17 protein-coding genes, 2 tRNA genes and 1 pseudogene are annotated in these 21293 nt (G+C 61.7%); 10 read left to right on the forward strand and 10 right to left on the reverse strand.

The features are described 5' to 3' along the window. Positions 1 to 144: 144 nt before the first annotated feature. From AC0L16_RS08035 to AC0L16_RS08045, 3 genes are all read right to left on the reverse strand, one after another. Positions 145 to 1062, reverse strand: coding sequence for a carbohydrate ABC transporter permease (locus AC0L16_RS08035; RefSeq protein ID WP_077371690.1), 918 nt, complete (start codon positions 1060 to 1062; stop codon positions 145 to 147). A gap of 11 nt (positions 1063 to 1073) precedes the next feature. Then, positions 1074 to 2195 carry a carbohydrate ABC transporter permease gene (locus AC0L16_RS08040; protein WP_473620259.1) on the reverse strand — a complete coding sequence of 374 codons (1122 nt, stop codon included), beginning with the start codon at positions 2193 to 2195 and terminating at the stop codon, positions 1074 to 1076. Positions 2196 to 2322: 127 nt separating this feature from the next. Further along, positions 2323 to 3987, reverse strand: coding sequence for an ABC transporter substrate-binding protein (locus AC0L16_RS08045; RefSeq protein WP_473620031.1), 1665 nt, complete (start codon positions 3985 to 3987; stop codon positions 2323 to 2325). A 295-nt stretch (positions 3988 to 4282) separates the two neighbouring features. Here AC0L16_RS08045 and AC0L16_RS08050 point away from each other — a divergent pair, with 295 nt between their 5' ends. The 4 genes from AC0L16_RS08050 (at position 4283) to AC0L16_RS08065 (ending at position 7718) form a co-directional block, all read left to right on the forward strand. Beyond that, positions 4283 to 5341, forward strand: coding sequence for an ABC transporter ATP-binding protein (locus tag AC0L16_RS08050; protein WP_473620032.1), 1059 nt, complete (start codon positions 4283 to 4285; stop codon positions 5339 to 5341). 96 nt (positions 5342 to 5437) lie between these two features. Further along, positions 5438 to 5890 carry an RbsD/FucU family protein gene (locus AC0L16_RS08055; RefSeq protein WP_473620034.1) on the forward strand — a complete coding sequence of 151 codons (453 nt, stop codon included), beginning with the start codon at positions 5438 to 5440 and terminating at the stop codon, positions 5888 to 5890. A 4-nt stretch (positions 5891 to 5894) separates the two neighbouring features. After that, a complete protein-coding gene (rbsK, locus tag AC0L16_RS08060; RefSeq protein ID WP_473620036.1) occupies positions 5895 to 6836 on the forward strand; it encodes a ribokinase in 942 nt (313 codons plus the stop codon). Positions 6837 to 7229: 393 nt separating this feature from the next. Beyond that, entirely contained in the window at positions 7230 to 7718 is a 489-nt protein-coding gene (locus AC0L16_RS08065; RefSeq protein WP_473620037.1) for an EF-hand domain-containing protein, read from the forward strand. Between the two features lie 491 nt (positions 7719 to 8209). On the opposite strand, the gene AC0L16_RS08070 is transcribed toward AC0L16_RS08065, so the two are convergent. Then, positions 8210 to 8995, reverse strand: a complete 786-nt coding sequence (locus tag AC0L16_RS08070; protein ID WP_473620038.1) for an ion transporter — start codon at positions 8993 to 8995, stop codon at positions 8210 to 8212. A gap of 756 nt (positions 8996 to 9751) precedes the next feature. On the opposite strand from AC0L16_RS08070, the pseudogene AC0L16_RS08075 reads away from it, so the two are divergent. Beyond that, a pseudogene (locus AC0L16_RS08075) lies at positions 9752 to 10806 on the forward strand (flavodoxin family protein). 169 nt (positions 10807 to 10975) lie between these two features. Here the strand turns inward: AC0L16_RS08075 and AC0L16_RS08080 are convergent. Further along, positions 10976 to 11052, reverse strand: a tRNA-Asp gene (locus AC0L16_RS08080). A gap of 215 nt (positions 11053 to 11267) precedes the next feature. On the opposite strand from AC0L16_RS08080, the gene AC0L16_RS08085 reads away from it, so the two are divergent. Then, positions 11268 to 11343: transfer RNA gene (locus tag AC0L16_RS08085), tRNA-Val, on the forward strand. 378 nt (positions 11344 to 11721) lie between these two features. Here the strand turns inward: AC0L16_RS08085 and AC0L16_RS08090 are convergent. Both AC0L16_RS08090 and AC0L16_RS08095 read right to left on the reverse strand, forming a co-directional pair. After that, positions 11722 to 12207, reverse strand: coding sequence for a DUF995 domain-containing protein (locus AC0L16_RS08090; RefSeq protein WP_473620040.1), 486 nt, complete (start codon positions 12205 to 12207; stop codon positions 11722 to 11724). Positions 12208 to 12350: 143 nt separating this feature from the next. Then, positions 12351 to 12515 carry a hypothetical protein gene (locus AC0L16_RS08095; RefSeq protein WP_473620041.1) on the reverse strand — a complete coding sequence of 55 codons (165 nt, stop codon included), beginning with the start codon at positions 12513 to 12515 and terminating at the stop codon, positions 12351 to 12353. Between the two features lie 280 nt (positions 12516 to 12795). Here AC0L16_RS08095 and asnB point away from each other — a divergent pair, with 280 nt between their 5' ends. The 4 genes from asnB to nadE are packed head-to-tail and all read left to right on the forward strand — an operon-like array spanning position 12796 to position 17589. Continuing rightward, positions 12796 to 14742, forward strand: coding sequence for an asparagine synthase (glutamine-hydrolyzing) (asnB, locus tag AC0L16_RS08100; protein ID WP_473620042.1), 1947 nt, complete (start codon positions 12796 to 12798; stop codon positions 14740 to 14742). Between the two features lie 20 nt (positions 14743 to 14762). Beyond that, positions 14763 to 15020: an acyl carrier protein gene (locus AC0L16_RS08105; RefSeq protein WP_473620044.1), complete on the forward strand. Its 258-nt coding sequence runs from the start codon at positions 14763 to 14765 to the stop codon at positions 15018 to 15020. Positions 15021 to 15043: 23 nt separating this feature from the next. After that, the gene (locus AC0L16_RS08110; protein WP_473620045.1) at positions 15044 to 16585 is read left to right on the forward strand and encodes a class I adenylate-forming enzyme family protein; all 1542 of its coding nucleotides are present in this window, start codon (positions 15044 to 15046) and stop codon (positions 16583 to 16585) included. Then, positions 16582 to 17589: an NAD(+) synthase gene (gene nadE, locus AC0L16_RS08115; RefSeq protein ID WP_473620046.1), complete on the forward strand. Its 1008-nt coding sequence runs from the start codon at positions 16582 to 16584 to the stop codon at positions 17587 to 17589. The genes AC0L16_RS08110 and nadE overlap by 4 nt, the downstream gene beginning before the upstream one ends. Before the next feature lie 479 nt (positions 17590 to 18068). Here the strand turns inward: nadE and AC0L16_RS08120 are convergent, their stop codons facing one another. From AC0L16_RS08120 to AC0L16_RS08130, 3 genes are all read right to left on the reverse strand, one after another. Further along, complete coding sequence (locus AC0L16_RS08120; protein WP_473620047.1) at positions 18069 to 19184, reverse strand: hypothetical protein; 1116 nt, start codon at positions 19182 to 19184, stop codon at positions 18069 to 18071. A 289-nt stretch (positions 19185 to 19473) separates the two neighbouring features. Beyond that, complete coding sequence (locus tag AC0L16_RS08125) at positions 19474 to 20259, reverse strand: SDR family NAD(P)-dependent oxidoreductase (RefSeq protein WP_473620048.1); 786 nt, start codon at positions 20257 to 20259, stop codon at positions 19474 to 19476. Positions 20260 to 20273: 14 nt separating this feature from the next. Beyond that, entirely contained in the window at positions 20274 to 21269 is a 996-nt protein-coding gene (locus AC0L16_RS08130) for an ABC transporter permease (protein ID WP_473620049.1), read from the reverse strand. Positions 21270 to 21293 lie beyond the last annotated feature (24 nt).

Below are 21293 nucleotides of genomic sequence, written 5' to 3' on the forward strand. Positions count from 1 at the left end.
CTCGTCATTCTCAATGCAAAAGCACGCGATGCGCGCAAAGAGTTCGCAAATGCAACTTGACACCCCAGATAGTCGCTCATCCGTCTCGGCGCTGCGCGCCGATCCACCTTCTCCCACAAGGGGAGAAGGTTAAGAAGCAACCGCTTATTTCACCGCGCCTGCGGTCATGCCCATGATCAGGTAGCGCTCCAGCGCGATGCCGATGACGGCGAGCGGCGTGATCGCGGCGGTGGCGAGTGCGGCCATCGACCACCAGTTGATGCCCTGCGAGCCGGTCTGGCTCGCCACCATGACGGGAATGGTTTTTGCGTCGGTCGAGGTCAGCAGTGCGGCGAAGAAATACTCGTTCCAGCACAGCACCATCGCCAGGATGAAGGCCGCGACCATGCCCGGCAGCGCGATCGGCATGACGATGCGGAAGAAGGCGCCCCAGATCGACAGGCCGTCGACGAGCGCTGCTTCCTCCAGTTCGACCGGGATCGAGTTGAACTGGTCGCGCATGATCCAGATGACGATCGGCAGCACCATCAGCGTGTAGAGCAGGATCAGCCCGATGCGCGTGTCGAGCATGCCGACTTCCCGGTACAGCACGAGGAAGGGCAGGGCGAGCACCACCGGCGGCAGGATCAACTGCGACAGGAAGAAGAAGGAGATGTCCTCGTTCTTGAACCAGGCGAAATGATAGCGGTAGCGGGTGAGGCCGTAGGCGGCGAGGCTGCCGATGACGATGGCGAGGCTCGATGCGCCGACCGAGGTGATGACCGAATTCATGAAGCGCTTGATGAACTCGTCGCGCACCGTCGAGGTCCGGAAGATCGCATCCGGCGACAGGCCGAGCGAGCGCCAGCCCTTCCAGTCCGGCCGGAAGTCGACGAACGGGATGAGATGGCCCTGGGTGACGTCGACCGCGGTCTTGAACGAGGTGGTTATCGTCCAGTAGATCGGGAACAGGCAGATGAAGGCCCAGAACACCAGCGCGCCATAGATGAAGACGCGGTTGGCGAAAAAGCTCGCCGGCGAGCGGATTTCGGAAGCGGCATAGTCGGTGGTCTGAACGCTCATCTGGCCGCCTGTCAATTGACGTTGCGCACGAAGCGATTGGCGAATTTCAACAGCCACGTCACGAACACGATGATGATGATCAGGTAGGCCATCGCCAGCATGGTGCCGTAGCCGACATTCGAGCGGTCGCGATACTCGCGGTAGATGAAGCTCGACACGGAATCGGTCGCGCCGCCCGGGCCGCCCGAGGTGACGGTGATGATGATGTCGGCAAGCTTCAGCTTGAAGATGATGCGCAGGATGATCGCCGTCACCGATACCGGCAGCATCAGCGGGAAGGTGACCTGCCAGAAGGTCTGCCAGGCATTGGCGCCGTCGACCCTGGCCGCCTCCAGCACCTCGCGCGACATCGCCTGAAGGCCGGCGAGCAGCATGATCATCATGAACGGGATGAACGTCCAGGCATCCAGCACCATGATCGAGATGCGGGCGGTGATCGGGTTTGAGAAGAAGGCGGGGTTCTCCCAGCCGAGCTGGCGCGCCAGCGCTGCGGCCGGCCCGAACCGGTATTCCATCAGCGACTTGCCGATCATCCACGATACCGCGACAGGCGACAGCATCAACGGCAGGAGGAAGACGACGCGGAAGAATTTGCGCGCCCTGATCTGTGCGTTGAGCAGCAGTGCAAGGCCGAAGGCGATGACATACTCGACCAGCACCGCGAGCACATAGAGCACCATGTTGAACAGCGCGTTGCGGTAGTAGGGGTCGGCCAGCATCTGCCAGAAATTGTCGAGACCGTTGAACTTGCGGCCGGAGAAGGAACTGAGGTTCCAGTCGGTCAGCGCGACGTAGAAGCCGAACAGCGTCGGGAAGATCACCATGGCGATGGTAAACAGCAGCGCCGGCAGCAGGAACAGTGCGCGCTGGCCGTCTTCGCCGCGCGTCAGCACCTGGCCGATGCCGAGTGCTATACCCCACAGCACATAGGCGTAGACGACCGGCCGCCAGGTCTCGAAGCCGATGGTGTCGACCTCTGTCTTGTAGAGGATCTGAACTGCGATCACTGCCAGCAGGCCGAGCGTCGCAATAGCCATCAACGCCCGGCCGAGCCGCTTGCGGCCCGGCGATATCAGATCGGCTGGAGCGGCGTTTGCCGGCCACGCATTGGTGGGCAAGGTCTGGTCAGCCACGCGTCCCGTCCGTTCACTGAAGGCTTTTATGACCGGCTGGCCGGTCAGGGCTGCTATGACCGGCTGGCCGGTCAAGCTGGGGTCCGGCGGCTTGCGTCGCCGGACCGCGGTTCACGACAGTCTCAGCCTACATGCCGAGCGAGGCCTTGTAGAGCTTGATCTGGTTTTCGCGGCCGATCTGGTCGGTCAGCTTCTCCCAGGCGGCTGCAATGGCGTCGGCGCCTTCCTGCGCCGTCATCTTGCCGGCAAATGTGTTGGCCAGGATGTCCTCGGCGGCGCTGTAATATTGGAAGATGCCGGGGATGCGCGGCTCGATCGCGGCGTTCGGATGGTTGTAGCTGTCGGCTTCCGACTTCAGATAGGAGCTGATGAACGCCTCGTCGTAGCCCGCCGCCACCCATTCCGGAATGTTGAAATGGCTGTTGCGGTAAGGCTGGAAGCCGGATGGATATGCCGCGCACCAGAGCGACAGGTCCTTGCCGCCGAGATGGGCCGCGGCAGACCAGGCCGCCTTCTTCTTCTTTTCATCCGAATCGACACGAGCCATGACGTAGACGCCCCAGCCGATATAGGCGCAGTTCGGCGCATGGTTCGGGCCGCTGGCGAGCTTTTCCCACTGGCCGGTCTTGGAGTTGTAGACATCGTCTGAGCCCGGCAGGATCGAGAAGCCGGTGACGTCGCCGACAACCGACGAGTCGTTGGTTTTAACGTTCGAGCCGGCATCTCCCCACCAAACCAGCATCGAACCGGTGCCGCCCAGGAATTGCGAGAAACAGGTCTGGTTCGGGTCGGCATTGATTTGATCTTGCGGTTCGGAAGGCAGAGCGTCGATTACGTCCTGGATCGCCCGCACCCAGGCCGGGTTGTTGATGCGCGGTTTCATCGTATCCGGATCGAACAGCCAGGCCTTGTCATCGGGATGCTTGGCGTAAGCGCTGGCGCGACTGCCGAGGAAATAGAAGCCGAAGCCGCCCCAGGGCTTGGGCGCATCGAGATAGCCGAAGACGTCCTGGCCGTTCACTTGCTTGCCCTTGAGGAACTTGGTCACCGCCTGCACCTGCTGCCAGGTCTTCGGCACGCCCCATTCACCGCCACCGCCGCCGTCCTTCCATGCCTTGGCGAGGTCGGCATCGGCGAACACGTCGGTGCGGTAGTTGAAGTTGTGCGCATCGCCATCGACGGTCACGCGATACTGCTTGCCGTCCCAGGTGCCGACCGGCGGCTTCAGGTAGGCCACCAGGTCGTCCATGTCGATCTGCTGCCTGACCCAGTCCGGCATTTCGGAGGTGAGGCCTTTGCCACAGACATCGCCTTCGAACGGCGCTCCCATCTCGACGATATCGAAGTCGATTGTGTTCGTGGCGATCGCCTGCTGCAGGCGCGGATTGTAGTCGGCCTGGGCGAGGTCGATCCAGTTGATCTTGGCGCCGGTATAAGTCTCCCACGGCTTCAGGAAGCCACGAAACAGCACGTTGTGCAGGTTCTGGTTGTTGAGCCCCATGAAGGTGAGCTCGACCCCAGCGAACTCGCCCTCCTTGACGTTGGCCTTGGTCGCTCCCAGGCAAAGCTCGCCGACCTGCAGGAAGTCGGCATCGGTCGGCTGGCCCTTGCCGACCCCGGGGATCTGCAGGATCTGCGCGCGCAGATCATCGGCGGCGGCAGCCGGGCGCGTCAGCGCGCCAAGCCCGGCGCCGGATGCCGCGGCGATCGCGGCCATGCTGGCAGCGCCCTTCAAGACATCGCGGCGAGTGGCTCCCGCGCGCATAAATTGGTTGTAAAGGCTGACTTTCATCTCGTTCCTCCCAGAATCTCAATGGTGATTGTTTTGAATGCAGAAGCGCTGATCGCGTTCCCCAACAACAGCGGCTCCTGGAAATGGCGGCCCAAACTTTCCTCCCGCGACGCTTCGACTTCCGTGGTCCGGACCAGCGTGCCGGCGCGCCCGGAACAGGGTCAAAAGCCGAGCCCTTTCACTATTCTCACAACCAGGTGCCGTGTCAAACGACAATGGGGTTTTTTATCTATAAAAGACTGACTTGCCCTCGCTGTTTGCGTTGTTTAGCTTCACCGCAACGAAAGGGGGGCCAATGGCTCAAGTCGCGATCAGCAATGTGGCCAAGGCGTTCGGAACCGTCAAGGTCCTGCACGGTGTCAGCGTCGACATCGCCGACGGGCAGTTCGTGGTGCTGGTCGGTCCTTCGGGGTGCGGCAAGTCCACACTGCTCAGGATGGTGGCGGGGCTGGAGACCGTTTCCGGCGGCACGATCGCCATCGGCGACCGTGTCGTCAACCATCTGCCGCCGGCCAAGCGCGACATCGCCATGGTGTTCCAGAACTACGCGCTTTATCCGCACAAGACGGTCGAGCAGAACATGGCCTTTGCGCTAAAGCTGCGCAAGACCGATCCGGCCGATGTCGCCGAGCGGGTCAAGCGCGCCGCCGATATCCTCGACCTCAATCCCTATCTCAAGCGCTATCCGCGCCAGCTCTCGGGCGGCCAGCGCCAGCGCGTCGCCATGGGTCGCGCCATCGTGCGCAACCCGCAGGTGTTTTTGTTCGACGAGCCCCTGTCAAACCTCGACGCCAAGCTTCGCGTCCAGATGCGCACCGAGATCAAGGAACTGCACCAGCGGCTGAAGACCACCACCATCTATGTCACGCACGACCAGATCGAGGCCATGACCATGGCCGACAAGATCGTGGTGATGCGCGACGGCCGCATCGAGCAGGTCGGCGCGCCGCTGGAATTGTTCGACCGGCCGGCCAATCTGTTCGTCGCCGGCTTCATCGGCTCGCCATCGATGAACCTGCTCAAGGGCGTGGCACGCAAGGGCGACAAGCCCATCGTCGAGATCGCCGGGACGCCGTTCCCGATGGCTCAAAACAGCAAGGTGGAGGACGGGCGCAATGTCGTCTACGGCGTCAGGCCCGAGCATCTCGAAATCCACCCCGACGGCGTGCCGGCGAAGATTTCCGTGGTCGAGCCGACCGGTTCCGAAACGCTGGTTTTCCTGCGTTTCGGCGAGGGCGAGATGGTGGCGCTGTTCCGCGAGCGCCACGACTTCAAGCCGGGCGACACGCTGCACCTGAAACCGCGGCTCGACCAGGTCCATCTCTTCGACGCAGAGACCGGAAATCGTCTCTGAAAACTTTGAATTGCGTATGAATTTGTCCGAAAACCGACAACGCTTCGGGATCATGCGCCAGGCTTGGCATCAAAAAAGCCCGTTCGGGAGGGAACTATGCTCAAAGGGATCAATCCGCTGCTCAATGCCGACGTGCTTCAGGCGCTGCGGGCGATGGGCCATGGCGACGATTTGATCATCGCCGACACCAACTTCCCCTCCGATTCGGTGGCGCGCCAGACCGTGCTCGGCCGGCTGCTGCGCATCGATGCGCCGGCGGCTGATGTGGTCAAGGCGGTGCTGTCGCTCTATCCGCTGGACAATTTCGTCGACGATGCCGCCGCCCGCATGGAGATCGTCGGCAAGCCGGACGAGATTCCCGCCGTGCAGCAAGAAGTGCAAAGCGAGATCGATGCGGCGGAGGGCAAGGCCTGGCCGATGATTTCGGTCGAGCGCTACGCCTTCTACGAACGTGCCAAAAAGGCCTATTGCGTCATCCAGACCGGCGAGCGCCGCTTCTATGGCTGTTTTGCCTTCCGCAAGGGCGTCGTCCCGCCGGACGCGGAGTAGCGGGATGCCAGGCAAGCCTGTGGTCATCAAGCCTGTCGTCATATTGGGCGTCTTCGTCGCCGACACCGCCTACCGCGCCGCGCGCCAGCCGCGCATGGGCGAGACGATCCTCGGTACATCCTTCACCCTCGGTCCGGGCGGCAAAGGCTCCAACCAGGCGGTTGCGGCCGGCCGTCTCGGCGCCGACATCACCTTTTTGACGCGTCTTGGCGTCGATCCCTTTGCCGATATGGCCAGGCAGACCTGGACCCAGGCCGACGTGAAGAGCGCCGTCATCGACACGCCGGAGAGTTATACGGGTGCGGCCTATATCTTCGTCGAGGAGACCAGCGGCAACAACGCCATCATCGTCAGTCCGGGTGCGGCCATGCTGATTTCGCCCGACGATATCGAGGCCAACGCCGGCCTGATCCGCTCGGCCGGCGTCTTCGTCACCCAGCTCGAACAGCCGATCGAGGCGGCGATGCGGGCGCTGGAGATCGCGCGCGGGGCAGGGGTGACGACCATCCTCAACCCGGCGCCCGCGGCAAGCCTGCCCGAGCGCATCTACACGCTCTGCGACTATGTCACGCCCAACGAGACCGAGGCCGAGGAACTGACCGGCATCAAGGTGTCCTCCATCGACGACGCCCGCCGCGCTGCCGACAGTCTGCTCGAAAAAGGCGCCGGTGCGGTTATCGTGACGCTCGGCGAACAGGGCGCGCTGTTGCATTCGGTCAGCCGCTCCGACCATGTCGGCGCGATCAATGCCGGTCCCGTGGTCGAGACAACCGGCGCCGGCGACGCCTTCAATGGCGGCCTGGCCGCCGCACTTGCGAGAGAGGTGGAACCGCTGCAGGCGGTCCGCTTCGCCTGCGCCGTCGCCGGCATCTCGGTCACCCGGCCGGGCACGGCGCCGTCGATGCCGACGCTGCAAGAGGTCGAGGCGCTGCTCGCCAGGGGGTGATGCCTCCGGCCAAAACGGATCGTATCAGGGCGCTGGGATTCATTCCGTGACCTTGGAGCGCTGTTGCGGTGCAGAACCTTTGATCGCGGAGGGACAGCGCCCCCCCTCTGTCCTGCCGGACATCTCCCCCACGAGGGGGGAGATTGGCAGCTTCGCGGACAGCGTCCTTTTTGCAAGGTTGGTGGTTGGCGAAATCATTGATGAAGGCCGATCTCCCCCCTCGTGGGGGAGATGTCCGGCAGGACAGAGGGGGGCGCGAAGGATCGCTACGGAGCGCTCTTATTCTGGGCCGGGACCAGGATGCAGCGATCATCCACCAACGCGCCAGGAACTATGTCGGGAGCAGCGGGTTTGGCTTGCACGACATGTTCGGTCTCTCCAAAGGAGAATACGATGACACTAGCAAGCAAAACCACAGCAGTCGCCGCGGCGCTGGCTATGCTGGCCTCGCCGGCGCTATCCCAGACGAGCCCACCTGCGCCCGCCGCACCTGCACAAGGTTCACAGCCGTCGCCAGGCGGAACAATCGAAGACTCCATGCGCCAAACGATGCGTGAGATGATGACTGAGATGTTGGAGGAGAGAATGCAGGAGCATCGCCGCCCGCGAGCAGAGCGGCGAGGTGGCGACCGTTGGCATCGTGATTTCCGTAGAGGTCCGCATGATGGGCGCCATATGGGAGGCGGGATGATGCATGGCGCACGGATGCGAATGATGTTCGCCATAGTCGACGCCGACGGCGATGGTGCGCTTTCTCAAACCGAGGTTCAGGATTTTGTCGAGCGGATATTCAACGCCGTCGACGAGGACGGCGATGACAGCGTTGACCGGGAGGAAATCCGATCCTTCTTCCACGGAGGTGCGGCCGAAACGGGTGAATAAATCCGCAGGTGGAACCGCTGCAGGCGGTCCGCTTCGATCGTTACCTCAGCCGAGGAATGCAGCGGCTCAGGAAAATGCTGATCTGTAGCGATCCTTCGCGCCCCCCTCTGTCCTGCCGAGATCAAAGGTTCTGCGCCGTCGTGACACTCTGAGGTAACGGAATGGATCCCAGGGTCTGCGCCGCGTTGGCCGCGCAGCCTCGCCGGCGCTCTCCACGTTAGTCCATTCCGACCACGGTGACATATTAGCCACAGTTAATGTGAATCGGCAAACCTATCTTGCGTCTTTGGCAGAGGTGTCCCGTAATGGGTCACTGGGTCTGGCGCCGCAATTGCACGGTCAGCAATGCCGGGGGCAACCTTGACTTGGCAATCGGGGGGGAATCGGGGGGCCCCGCCGCTTCGCAAATGGAGCGGCGGGCTCTTTCACGGCACCACACCATCAGAAGCCGCCACCGGACAAGATTGTTTTGCAATGCTCGCGGAGGCGATTTAGCCGCGAACGCCGGTCAATTCGCGGACCTCCGCCCGCAGCGCCTGCAACTCCGCCAGGATCATGGCCTGATCGCTGTGCAGCGTCGCCCTGTCGGCCAATTCCACGGCTTCATGCTCGGCCTCCATCGCCGAAACGATCACGCCGATGAACAGATTGAGCACGGTGAACGAGGTCGCGATGATGAACGGGATGAAGAACAGCCAGGCGGCCGGATAGACCTCCATGACCGGGCGCACCACGCCGTCCGACCAGCCCTCGAGCGTCATGACCTGGAAAAGCGTGAACAGCGATTTTGGTATGCCGCCGAACAGTTCGGGAAAGGACGAGCCGTAGAGCTTGGTCGCCATCACCGCAAAGACGTAGAACACCAGCCCGAGCAGCAGCATGATCGAGCCCATGCCGGGCAGGGCGGTGATGAAGCCGGTGACGACACGGCGCAGCGACGGAACGATGCTGATCAGGCGCAGCACCCGCAGGATGCGCAGCGCCCTCAGCACCGAGAGCGACCCGGTCGCCGGGATCAGCGCAAAACCGACGACGAAGAGGTCGAAGATGCGCCACGGATCGTGGAAGAAACGCATCCTGTAGACGACCAGCCGGATCGCGAGTTCGAGCACGAAGACGCCGAGGATCGCCCGGTCGATGGCCGTTAGAAGCGGGCCAAAGGCAGCAATCGCATCGGGCGAGGTTTCGAGGCCGAGCGTGACGGCGTTGATCAGGATCAGGACCATGATCGCGAGGTCGAAGCGGCGCGATTCGATGAGCGACTTCAGGGCATCCAAGGCTTGTTCTCCGTTCGAGCATCGGACCCGAAAGTGGGACGGGCCGGGGAAAATCCAATGCTCAAACGCATATGGCCGGCTTGTGACGCACCGAACAAAAAAGTCGATAACTCTCAGGAAACTGAGAGTTGAAGCTTTTGTATTAGTAGTTCGGCACAGTGATTTCGACAGATCGGGGGCCGATCAGCAGCTCCCGTCAGCGGGCCGGTCTCAGTGGCGGCTCGCAAACTTTCGAGATTAGCCGAAGCACCCCGCGCCTTCGGTCCATGCCATTACTTCGCAGCGCTGCTCTTGGCAGAACCTTTGATCGCGGTGGGACAGCGCCTCCTCTGTCCTGCCGGACATCTCCCCACAACGAGGGAGATTGGCCTTCATCACTGATTTCGCCAACCACCAGCCTCGCAAAAGGCCGCTGTCCGCGAAGCTGCCAATCTCCCGCCAAGGGGGGAGATGCCAAGTCTTGGCAAAGAGTGGCAGGACAGAGGGGGGCGCGAAGGATCGCTACGGAGCGCTTTTATTCTGACCGCTGCATTCTTAGGCGGATGTCACAGAATGGATCCCAGCGTCTGCGCCGCGCCGCTTCGCTCCTTGCTCGTCGGGACCAACATGCAGCGAAGATCTACAAACGCGCCAGGAACCATGCGGGGGAGCAGCGGGTTTGGCTTGGATGCCTGGACGAATATTCGGGAAAGGAATTCGGAAATGGCTGGTCTCGTTGGCAAATTTGCCGGGAAAGCCCCAGCGCCTCGCAAGGGCATGGCTAGTCCCAGACTGAGTGAGAAAGCCTTCAAGGCGAGGTACAAGCAGCAATTCGTCGACCCAGCGTTCGAACCGCTCGCCCAGTCGATTGAGCAAATCGCTTCGATCGCCTGGCAGGCTTATGCGGATTCCCGCAAGAGCCCGATCACGAGGAAAGCCGGTCCTGCGTTCAGCGACCCCGACTACGATCTGTCCGTCGATTGGATTGCGGCGCACGAGGCGGTGCTAGCGGCGCAGCGTCGGTACGAGGATCTGACGGTGCCGCCGCGTCTATTGATCGTCAACGGGTCGTCGCGCAGCGAGCACACCTGTCCCGGCGAGATGTCGAAGAGTTTCCGGCTCGCCGAAATCGCCCGTGAGACCATCGACAAGGAAACGAAACTTGCGGTCGAAATTCTCGATCTGTCGCGGCTTGCTTCCGAATACGGGAGGAACATCCATCCCTGCAAGGCGTGCTTTTCGACGGCCGCTCCGCTCTGCCATTGGCCCTGTTCCTGCTATCCCAACCATTCGCTTGGGCAAGTTCAGGACTGGATGAACGAAATCTATCCGATGTGGGTCGCCGCCCACGGCATCATGATCATCTCGCCGGTGAATTGGTATCAGGTTTCCTCGCCTGTCAAACTGATGATGGACAGGCTTGTCTGCGCTGACGGTGGCAATCCAGACCCTTCGCTGACACAAGGCAAGGATGCGGCAAAGGCAAAGGAGGTCGAACTGGCCGGGTGGGACTATCCGCGTCATCTGGCAGGCAGGCTGTTTTCTGTGATCGTGCACGGCGATGTCGAAGGTGCGGAGAATGTGCGCCATATTCCATCGCTGACTGGCTGCGCTTCATGAAGTTGTCGCCGGCCGGCCCGAGCGCCGAACTCGACCGCTACATCGGTTACTGGAAGCCGTACGCCACAAGTCATGATGAACTCGATGCCGACGAGACAATCCAGGAGGAAGTCCGCAACGCCGCCCGCGCGCTCGCCGAAGCCGTCCTCGAACGCCGGGCGGGCCGTTTCCGTCAGATCGGCATCGGCCTGGAAGACCCGCGGCAAAAGTAGGAACACTCAGAACGTCGATCCGCAAGCGGTGATGAGCCAGGTTCGAACGGGTTCTGAAAATCAGGCCAAGCGCTAGGATTTATCGGGCGCCAAGGACGACCCGAATATCTGAATTGCCGGTCCGGCATTCAGAGTTTTTTTCATTTCCAATCAGCTAAGTGATTGAAAATGGCGCGAGTGACGGGGCTCGAACCCGCGACCTCCGGCGTGACAGGCCGGCACTCTAACCAACTGAGCTACACCCGCGCAAGACGAGCACGGTCAGCCGTGTTCGTCGTTGGGGCGGTGGATAAGGCGTAAGCCAGCGGGTGTCAAGCGGAGCGCGACAGCATAACAGCAAACAGCAGAAGGTTTTTTGACAAGCCGGATTTTGCCGCCGAAAACGACAAGCGGGGAGGGCGTTGTGCGCTCATTTGGCCTTGCGAACCCGGCCCTAACTGCTTAAAGGTCCGCCCCGGAGCGGGCGATTAGCTCAGTTGGTAGAGCGCTTCGTTTACACCGAAGATGTCGGCGGTTCGAGCCCGTCATCGCCCACCATGTTTTTTCAATAACCTGGCGGAACGTTCAAACGTTCTAGACTACCGCCACGCCGAATTCCTACTTCTGGACGAGTACGGGAATCTGGTCAATCAGCAGGAAGAACATTAGAAGGCGCTGTGAGAAGTCGCAGCGGAATGGCTACGGAAACAACAGAAAGGGGCCCTTGCTGTATGTCGAGCAAGCAGTGGGCTCGGTGACCACGAAGGAGACTACGCGCCTCAAGTGCTGACGCACTTTGAGTCGGTGCAACCGACCCGAGGAAGCGGGCAGAGCCCGCCCCTCAGGCAGGAGAATCGGAGGCGGAACCGCCCTCAGGCTGACCTACCTTCCGCCAAATTGATGGTTGGCCCCCACGATGATGCGGGACGGAGCGGCTTAGTTCCCCGCAACCGCCTGAGCTTTTGCCTTCAAGGCAGCGGCGGTTTTCGTGACCTTGTCGCCCTTGGTGAGCAGGGTCAGCTCCTTATCCCACCAGCCGTAGTTCTTGCCCTTGTGGTCGGTGTACTCCGACCAGATCTTCTTCCCAGCCTTATAGTACGTCCAACAGAAAGGGCCGATTTTGGAGTTTACCTTGCCGTCCTTGACACCTACGAAGTCAGACTTGACACACACCTTGTTGCCGGCGACGGACCAGCGCCCTTCTCCGAAATACGATTTGTCATTGGCATATGTGGAATAGCTCCCGTCCGGGGCAAAGTACCCCCGGTTTTTTTTCCAGATGCCAGACTTGCCAGTGTAGAGTGCCTTAACTTCGGCCGAGGTCATCTTGACTGCCCCTTTTGGAAGCGGGTCCGCGAAGCCGGCGTTAACAAAGATTGCAACTGAGAAGGCAGAAATGACTGTACAGATGGCGTTACGCATTCGATCCTCCCTCGTGCGAATAACCTCAAATTGAAGCACGGATTAGAAGAATGAGCCATTAACTACTTTGGGGGAGACCCACCCATAATGGAGGCGAAAAATAGGATTGTATATCTTTTCTTTCCATAGCTATCCCGGCCCAATTACCAGGATTTTGTAGAAGGAACAGTACCTGAGAAATCTCCCAAGGTGAAATTCCAAGTCGTCCCGATGACTGCGTTGACGGATGCTTTGTGGGCCTGAGCCAGATAAACCATGGCCGCTGTTAAAAGCGAGATGGCTATCGCAGAAATACCTGCCTTGTTCATTTTGTCCCTCCTCCATATTCCTCGCCTGCTACTAGCTTAAAAAGAATCCGACAACCGTGGCTCATCCAAAAGGAGGAGCGGGATCGCCAATTCAGAGAGTGTTGGTCCCGGCGAGGTTCGCGACTTAGCGGAACCGCGTAATGAAATGGCTGTCCGAGGACAAAACGCACCTTTGTTGTTTAACTGTTGTTAACCATGCGTTTGCCGAAAGTATCTGGTTAACGCTTGTGCCAACCATCGCGCTTATGCTCCGTACCTCACCGATATAAGAGTCATAGCAATGTGCGGATTCGGGGGCTATTTCGGTTCGATCCGGGATGCGGAAGCTTTGCTTGCGCGGATGATAACTGCGATCGCCCATCGCGGGCCGGATGAGCAAGGGAAATTTGTGACCGCCGACGCCGGGCTCGGCCATGCGCGGCTGTCGGTGATCGGCATCGGTGATGGCCAGCAGCCGATGTCCGACGTGTCAGGCAATTTGACGATTGCGTTCAACGGCGAGATTTTCAACTATTTGGAACTGCGCGAAGAGCTGATCGCCAAGGGCCGGCGCTTCCGCACGTCGAGCGACACCGAGGTCATCCTGCACCTGTATGACGAGATGGGCGAAGACTGCCTGTCGCTTCTGAACGGCGATTTCGCCTTCGCGATATGGGATAACAGGCGCCGGCGCATGGTGCTTGCCCGAGACCGCGTGGGGGTCCGGCCGCTGTTCTACACGAACAAGGACGGCGTGCTTTACTTCGCGTCGGAGATCAAGGCGCTGCTAAAAGTGCCCGGCGTCTCGGCCGAGATCGATCCGATAGCGCTCGACCAGATCTTTACGCTGTGGGCGCCGATCGCTCCCCGCACGGCTTTCCGCAATATTTTTGAGCTGGAGCCGGCGAGCGTGATGATCGCGACGCCGGGGCAAGTCACGGTCAAACGCTATTGGCAGCTCGATTATCCGCATCGGGACGCGCCGCCGAAGCTCACGAACGAGGACGATGCGGCCGAGGAACTGCAGGCGCTGTTGAGCGATGCGGTGAGGCTTCGCATGCGCGCCGACGTGCCGGTCGGTTCTTATCTTTCGGGCGGGCTCGATTCATCCTTGGTCTCAGTGCTTGCCGCCGGCATGACTCCTCTCCAGCTGCAGACATTTTCGGTGACGTTCGACAGCGCCGAGCACGACGAAAGCGCCTTCCAGACCGAGATGGCTTCAGCCCTTGGCGCCCGCCATCGAACCATTGCCTGCCAGGGCGGCGATATCGCCGGCGTCTTCCCCGAAGTCATCCGCTTTGCCGAGCGGCCGATCATCCGCACCGCCCCGGCCCCGCTCTACCAGTTGTCCGGCCTCGTTCGCCAGGCCGGCCTGAAAGTGGTGCTGACCGGCGAGGGCGCCGACGAGGTTTTTGCCGGCTACGATATTTTTAGGGAAGCGCGTGTGCGCCGGTTCTGCGCACGCCAGCCGGCATCGCGCATCAGGCCAAACCTGTTCCGCAGGCTTTATCCCTATCTGCCGGGCCTGCAGCAGCAGTCCGTGGAGTATTTGGCGGCGTTCTTCGGCGCCGGCAACACCGGCAACACTGCGCTCGACGATCCGCTGTTCTCGCATCGGCCGCGCTTCAAGACCACGGCGGCGGCGAAGATTTTCTTTTCCGGTGACCTGCGCGCGACGTTGAAGGGCTATGATGCGGCCGAGGAACTGGTCAGCCGGCTGCCCCAGGCTTTTCCCCTGTGGCACCCGCTGCATCAGGCGCAATATCTCGAAAGCCGCTTCCTGCTGCCGGGTTACATCCTCTCCAGCCAAGGCGATCGGATGGCCATGGCGCATGGTATCGAAGGGCGGTTTCCCTACCTCGATCATCGCCTGGTGGAATTTGCCGCAAGACTTCCGCCGGACATGAAGCTGAAGGGTTTGGTGGAAAAGCACATATTGCGCAAAGCGGCCAAGCACCTGCTTCCCAGCGCGATCCGGGAACGTGCCAAACAGCCCTACCGGGCTCCGGACGCCCGCTCCTTCGTCGGAGCCGGGGAACTGGACTATATCAGCGATTTGCTGAGTGAAGCGAGCATCGCTGCCGGCGGACTGTTCAACGCCAAGGCGGTGGCCAGCCTTCATGAGAAATGCCGCACGCAGCCAGTGTCGGGGTTCCGCGACAACGCGGCCTTCGTCGGCATCCTGTCGACGCAACTGTGGCAGAAAATTTTCACCGGCCAAGAAGCCAGTGCGGCACGAGCGGCCTAGGAAATCCAGGGAAGGAAAAAATGATGATTACAATCAAGGACAAGGTCAGAGCCTTTATCGTCGACAACTTCTTGTTCGGCGACACGTCTTACGAACTTGCAGATGCAGCCTCGCTGATCGAGAACGACATCATCGACTCGACCGCCGTGGTCGAACTCGTGGCCTTCATCGAGGATACCTTCGGCATAGCGATGGTCGATTCCGACATTGTGCCGGCCAATCTGGATTCGGTCGACCGTATATCGTCCTTCATCAAGGCGAAAGCAGCGACAGTCTAGGCCCGATCGGCGAGGAGCGTTCCGTGCGGATCGAACATTTTCTGGCCGCGAATGCCGCTGCCCAACCTGCCAAGACGGCATTGATCACCAGGCATAAAAGGCTGAGCTACGAAGAATTGGACGATCTCTCGAGTCGCCTTGCCGCTGCCCTTTTCCTGAACGGCGTCAGGCGCGATGATCGGGTCCTGATCCTCATGGACAATTGCTGGGAGGCCGCGGTTTCGATTTTCGCTGTGCTCAAGGCAGGGGCGACCTTCATCCCGGTCAACCCATCGACCAAGGCCGACAAGCTTGCCTATATCCTTGCCGATTGCGACGCTGCGGCGATCCTCACCCAGGCAAAACTGATGCCCGTGGTCGCTGAAGCCTGCGGCGGCAACACCGGCATCTTCGTGGCTTCGACCGTTGGCGCCGATGGCCAATGCCCGGTGGGGGCGACATCGCTGGCCGACTGTTTGACGCTCGAAGCCGGGGAGATCGACCACCGCGGCATCGACGTCGATCTGGCGATGTTGATCTACACCTCAGGCTCAACCGGTCGGCCCAAGGGCGTGATGATGACGCACCGCAATTGCGACGCGGCAGCGGACTCCATCACCACCTATCTGCGTAACACGCCGGACGACATCATTCTGAATGTCCTTCCGCTTGCCTTCGACTATGGCCTTTATCAATTGCTGATGGCCGTCAGGCTCGGCGCCACGCTCGTGCTCGAAAAATCCTTCGCCTTTCCTCAGGCGGTCTTCGAACGTATTCGCGAGGAGGGCGTCACCGGTCTTCCGCTGGTGCCGACGATGGCAGCGATGATCCTGCAGATGCGGGACCTGGAACCGGGCTTCCTGCCCAGCGTCAGCTATATTTCCAACACGGCTGCGGCCTTGCCGCCGGCCCATATCGAACGCCTGCGCTGCCTTTTTCCCGGTGTCAGGCTGTATTCGATGTATGGCCAGACGGAATGCAAGCGCTGCACCTACCTCCCGCCCGAGGAGCTCGACCGCCGGCCGGGATCGGTCGGCATAGCCATTCCGAACACCGAAGTGTTTGTCGTCGACGACAACGGGCAACGCCTGCCAACGGGCGCAGCGGGTGAGCTGGTCATTCGCGGACCGCACGTCATGCAGGGTTATTGGCGCAACGAAGCTGCGACCGAACGGGCGCTGCGACCGGGCCCGAACCCTTGGGAGAAGGTCCTCTATACCGGTGACCTGTTCAGGACCGATGAGGACGGATTTCTCTATTTCGTCGGCCGCAAGGACGACATCATAAAGACGCGGGGAGAAAAAGTGGCGCCGAAGGAAGTGGAAGCCGTGCTTCACGCCCATCCCGGCATCGCCGAAGCCGTTGTCGTCGGCGTGCCGGATCCGCTGCTCGGGCATGCGATCGGCGCGCTCGTCATACGCTCGGACCCGAAGCTCAGCGAAAAGGATGTCATGCGCCACTGCGCCCGTCACCTCGAGGATTTCATGGTCCCCAAAATCATCGAATTCCCCCGGGAATTGCCGAAGACGGATACGGGCAAGGTCAGCCGCCGGCTTGCGTCGGAGATGATGGAGGCCGCGCAATGAGTGGTCGCCCCGGCGATGGCGCGCAGACCTTTCTGGCGCAGGCTCTGGCGATCGACCCCGGCGCCGAAACGGACAGGATCGTGACGGCGTTGCGCCAGCAGTTGCGCGGCATTCGCAAGCGCGGCCTCGTGCTCGGTCTTTCCGGCGGGATCGATTCCAGCGTTTCGGTCGCCTTGGCGGCGCGAGCCGTCGGGCCACAGAATGTACTGTGCCTCTTCATGCCGGAAAACGATTCCGATCCGGAAAGTCTGCGGCTCGGCCGCCTTGTCGCCGGCACTTTCGGTGTCGAGGCTATTGTGGAGGATATCGGGCCGACCCTGCGCGCCATGGGCTGCTATCAGCGTCGCGACGCTTTCATCCGCGAATTGGTCCCGGACTACGGCGAAGGCTGGGCCTCGAAGATCGTGATTGCGAACGCCCTCGAGCATGAGGGCTACAATATTTCGTCGCTCGTCGTCCAGGACCCCAGGGGCAAGCAGACCAAACTGAGAATGCCGCTCCCGGTCTATCTCGGCATCGTCGCCGCCACCAACATGAAACAGCGCACCCGCAAGCAGATCGAATATTATCATGCCGACCGGCTGAACTTCGCCGTTCTTGGAACGCCCAACCGGCTGGAATACGATCAGGGCTTCTTCGTCAAGAACGGTGACGGTGCGGCGGACGTCAAGCCGATCGCCCACCTCTACAAAACGCAGGTCTATGCGCTGGCGGCCTATCTCGGCGTTCCCGAGGAAATCCGCAGCCGGCCGCCGACCACCGATACCTACTCGCTGGCGCAGACGCAGGAGGAGTTCTACTTCTCGCTTGCCTATGACCGAATGGATCTTTGCCTTTGCGGCCTCAACAACGGCGTGGCCGCCGAAGTGGTGGGGCAGGCGGCGGGACTGGACGCCTCGCAAGTGGAACGCGTCTGGGCCGACATCGCCGCCAAGCGCAAGGCGACGCGCTACCTGCACCTGCGCCCGCAACTTGTCGATGAGGTCGAGGAAGTCGATACCTGAGCTGGCTCTCTCGATCCGGACTATTGTGAAGCGTTACAGAACTGGTGAGGCAGACAAGCTGCTGATCTCCCCCCTTGTGGGGAGATGGCCGGCAGGCCAGAGGGGGTCGCTGTCCAGGGTGCTGTCCCGCCGACCTCTCAAGACCTGGGTTCCTCGCCCCCACGAAGTGGGGGAGAGGTGGCCGCGAAGCGGCCGGAGAGGGGGCTTTCGTAGGGCGCGGGGGGGGGGGGCCAGACGGCGGGGTGGGGGCCCCCCCCCGCGGGGGGGGCGGGGCGCCCGCCGGCCCCCCCCCCCCCGCCCGGGCCCCGCCGCCCCCCCCCCCCCCCCCCCCCGGGGGGGGGGGCCGAGGAACCCAAGCTGGAATGAATCCGCGATCCTTCGCGCCCCCCTCTGCCCTGGCCCTCTTTGCCAAAACTTGGCATCTCCCCCCACGAGGGGGGAGATTGGCTGTCATCACTGGCTTCGCCAATCTTCAACGTTCAGGTGAAGCGGCCGCCGATCAGCCGGCTCCACTGCTCGCCCGCAAGCCCGTTCAGGAAAGCTTGCGAATTCTTCATGGCATCCAGAAGCTCTGGATCGCGTGAATGCACTACGGTCGAGGCAACGGTCAGGAAAGCCATGCGTCGCCCAAGCATTGCTTCCAGAAGTGCGGGTTGAATGCGTCCGCGCAGGCCGCTGACGCCGCGCGCGGCGGCATCATCGATCAGGCAGTCGATGACGGAGCCCGCCTGGCCGGGGAGGGCGAGGATCTGCAGCACGCGACCGATTCCGCCCGCCCGTGAATGATAGGCGAATGCGCCGACATTGGTGCCGACCGGCGATGCCACGCAAACATAGACAAGCGCGCCCAGATTCGGCTTTTGTGCCGCATCGGTCAGCATATGATCAAGCTGGCTGTCCGCCCAATTCGGGCGCAGGGCGAACTGGGCGGTTAACGGTTCGACGAGCTTGGCAAAAGCGTCGCTGTCGATTTGCGATGTCCGAAAAGCCCCATGACCAGCCCCGTCCGCCGCCACGCCGGACCAGCGTCGTTCGCCGGACTTTATTCGCCTGCAATAAAACCGGTCGAGGGCATGGGCAAACGGATTGAGCATTCGGGCAAGCTTCATGCGACTGGTGGAAAGACCGAGCACAAAGCTGGCCGGCTGCATCACACGCACCCAGTCCAGACTGTATTGCGGCAAGACAACGCCGCGCAGCCGTTTCCACAATTTTGTGGAAACGTCATTGGCCGTCTCGCTGAAGGAGATATCCTGCGGGCCATCCAAAAAAGCCTTCAACAAGCGGGCGCCGGCCAGCGGGTCGCGCTCATGATCTTCGACCATCAGCGAACCGCAAATGGCGGCGCGTAATTGCCGGCCGTTGAACTGCATCGGCAACACGTGAACGCCGACAAACCCGGAGACACGGCCGGCGTCGTTGACATGGACAAGCGACCGCAGATCGCCTCCGCAACCCGCCGCCTCCAGATAAAACCGTCTCATATAGTCGATGAGCGAGGCCGGCGCTTCGGTCCGCTCTTTGCGCAGCACGCGTTGGAACATGCCTGCGACTGCCGGAAGATCGGCGCCTTCCAGGGCGCGAACGACGCTCAAGTCCGGCTCCCGGCAACGGAGTCCTGGCGTTTTCGGACACTGGCAGGCTCCCTATCGGCTATCGCGGCGAACGGCAGCTGTCCGCAGCTGTGCAATCTAAAATTGCACTCGCTCAGGTTGCCGAAAGGAGAGCTATGATGCTGCCGCAAGGTAGGCCCTTTGCTTGATCACGAAAGCGAGCGTCGTTGCTGTTACCAACTTCGGGTAAACCGATGTTGAAGCACTGGCAGCGAATCGAGTTTATCGGGCGCGGCATCGTTTCGTCGTGGCAAAAACCGGCGCCGAAAGATCATGGCGGAAGCAGCCGGAAATCCTTGCCTTCGGGCAGCAGTTGCCCGCCATCGACGATGATGGTCGTGCCGGTGATATAACTGGCGTCGTCGGAGGCCAGGAACAGGAAAGCATTGGCCACGTCGCGTGGGCTGCCGAGGCGGCCGAGCGGTATGGAGTCCTCCATGGTCTTGATATAGGCGGCGCCGCGATGCAGCTGGATGGCTTCGGTGAGGATATTTCCGGGCTCGACGCCGTTGACGGTGATGCCATAGGTCGAGAATTCGAGGGCGGCCGAACGGATCAGGCCGTTGATGCCGGCCTTGGTCGCCGAATAGTGGCCGTGACCGGGGCTGGTGACGTGCGGGCCGGTGATCGAGGAGGTGAACAGCATGCGGCCAAAGTGCTGCGCCTTCATCGGAACGAGCGCCGCACGGGCGGCATTGAAGCTGCCGCGCAGATTGACCGCCATGACACGGTCCCAGTCCTCGGGGCTGGTGTTTTCCAGCAATTGCCAGGGATAGATGCCGGCATTCTGGACCATGATGTCGAGCCGGCCGTGATGGTCGAGCGCCAGTGCTACGGCGGCCTCGGCATCGGCCATCTGCGAGATGTCGGTGCCGATGAAGGCAGCGCCGACTTCGTCCGCGGCCGCTTGCCCGGCCTCGACCTCGGTATCGGCCAGCACCAGCCTGGCGCCCTCTTCGGCAAAACGCTGTGCGATGCCCTTGCCGATGCCGCGGGCGCTGCCGACGATCAGCGCAACCTTGTCCGAAAGTCTTCCGATCCCTGGACGCCCGGTCATGCCAGCCCCCCCTCTCATGCCAGTCTTTGGCGGATGGTTTGCTTGAACGCGTCGAGCAATACAGCGGCAAGCACCAGCAGGCCGTGGATCACCTGGGTGAAGTTGGCCGGCAGGCCCATGAGGTTGATCGCCGTGTTGATCGCCGACAGCAGCAGCACGCCGGCATAGACGCCGGGCAGGGTGCCGACGCCGCCCTTCAGGCTGACACCGCCGATGACGACGGCGGCGAAGGCGTTGAACAGCAGGCCGACACCGAGATTGGCGGTGGCGCCGGAGGTGCGGATCGCCAGCAGCCAGCCGGCAAGGCCGGCGATGGCGCCGGCGAGAACGAAGGCGATGACGAGGTTGCGGTTGACGCGGATGCCGGCGCGGAAGGTTGCGGTCTCGTTGCCGCCGATCATGATCAGGTGCCTGCCGAAGGGGGTCTTGGCCATGATCAGCGAGAAGACCACGAAACACGCAATCGCGATCCAAGCGGTGAGCGGCAGGCCAAGCAGGCGCTGAATGCCGAACCAGCGGATTGCCGGCGCGAGGTCCTGTGCCGAGCGGCCGCCGGAAATGACCAGCACGAGGCCGCGCACCCAGATGTAGGACGCCAGCGTGATGATGAAGGCACTCATCTTAACCTTGACGACCAGGTAGCCGTTGATGGCGCCGATGATGCCGCCGACAGCAAGGGCGATCAGCAGCGACACCGGAACCATCAGCCATGCCGGGTGCAATTGAACGCCAAGGCCGATACCCGCCGAGCAGAACAGGATGCCGACCGCCATGGCGCTGAGCGCCGCCACGGATTCGACCGACAGGTCCATGTGACCGGCGATGATGACCAGCGCCAGGCCGATCGACATGACGCCAAGCACGCTCGACGCCTCGATGATGTTGGCGAAGATGCCGAGCTGGAAATAGTTCGGAATGGAGATGGAGAAGACCACCAGCACGAAGACCAGCATGAACCAGACGAGGTTGTCGAGGACGAACTCGAGGGCGTGGCGCGTGCGGGGATTCATGTGCTGATCCGGCTGGCGCATCGA

This window comes from Mesorhizobium sp. WSM4848 (assembly GCF_055811375.1).

Excerpts from the sequence above, each read along its gene's own strand:
- AC0L16_RS08045 (WP_473620031.1), bottom strand. The coding sequence starts at position 3,987 with ATGAAAGTCAGCCTTTACAACCAATTTATGCGCGCGGGAGCCACTCGC.
- AC0L16_RS08090 (WP_473620040.1), bottom strand. The coding sequence starts at position 12,207 with ATGCGTAACGCCATCTGTACAGTCATTTCTGCCTTCTCAGTTGCAATC.
- asnB (WP_473620042.1), top strand. The coding sequence starts at position 12,796 with ATGTGCGGATTCGGGGGCTATTTCGGTTCGATCCGGGATGCGGAAGCT.
- AC0L16_RS08095 (WP_473620041.1), bottom strand. The coding sequence starts at position 12,515 with ATGAACAAGGCAGGTATTTCTGCGATAGCCATCTCGCTTTTAACAGCG.
- rbsK (WP_473620036.1), top strand. The coding sequence starts at position 5,895 with ATGCCAGGCAAGCCTGTGGTCATCAAGCCTGTCGTCATATTGGGCGTC.
- AC0L16_RS08130 (WP_473620049.1), bottom strand. The coding sequence starts at position 21,269 with ATGAATCCCCGCACGCGCCACGCCCTCGAGTTCGTCCTCGACAACCTC.
- AC0L16_RS08125 (WP_473620048.1), bottom strand. The coding sequence starts at position 20,259 with ATGACCGGGCGTCCAGGGATCGGAAGACTTTCGGACAAGGTTGCGCTG.
- AC0L16_RS08050 (WP_473620032.1), top strand. The coding sequence starts at position 4,283 with ATGGCTCAAGTCGCGATCAGCAATGTGGCCAAGGCGTTCGGAACCGTC.
- AC0L16_RS08035 (WP_077371690.1), bottom strand. The coding sequence starts at position 1,062 with ATGAGCGTTCAGACCACCGACTATGCCGCTTCCGAAATCCGCTCGCCG.
- AC0L16_RS08065 (WP_473620037.1), top strand. The coding sequence starts at position 7,230 with ATGACACTAGCAAGCAAAACCACAGCAGTCGCCGCGGCGCTGGCTATG.
- AC0L16_RS08105 (WP_473620044.1), top strand. The coding sequence starts at position 14,763 with ATGATGATTACAATCAAGGACAAGGTCAGAGCCTTTATCGTCGACAAC.
- AC0L16_RS08055 (WP_473620034.1), top strand. The coding sequence starts at position 5,438 with ATGCTCAAAGGGATCAATCCGCTGCTCAATGCCGACGTGCTTCAGGCG.
- nadE (WP_473620046.1), top strand. The coding sequence starts at position 16,582 with ATGAGTGGTCGCCCCGGCGATGGCGCGCAGACCTTTCTGGCGCAGGCT.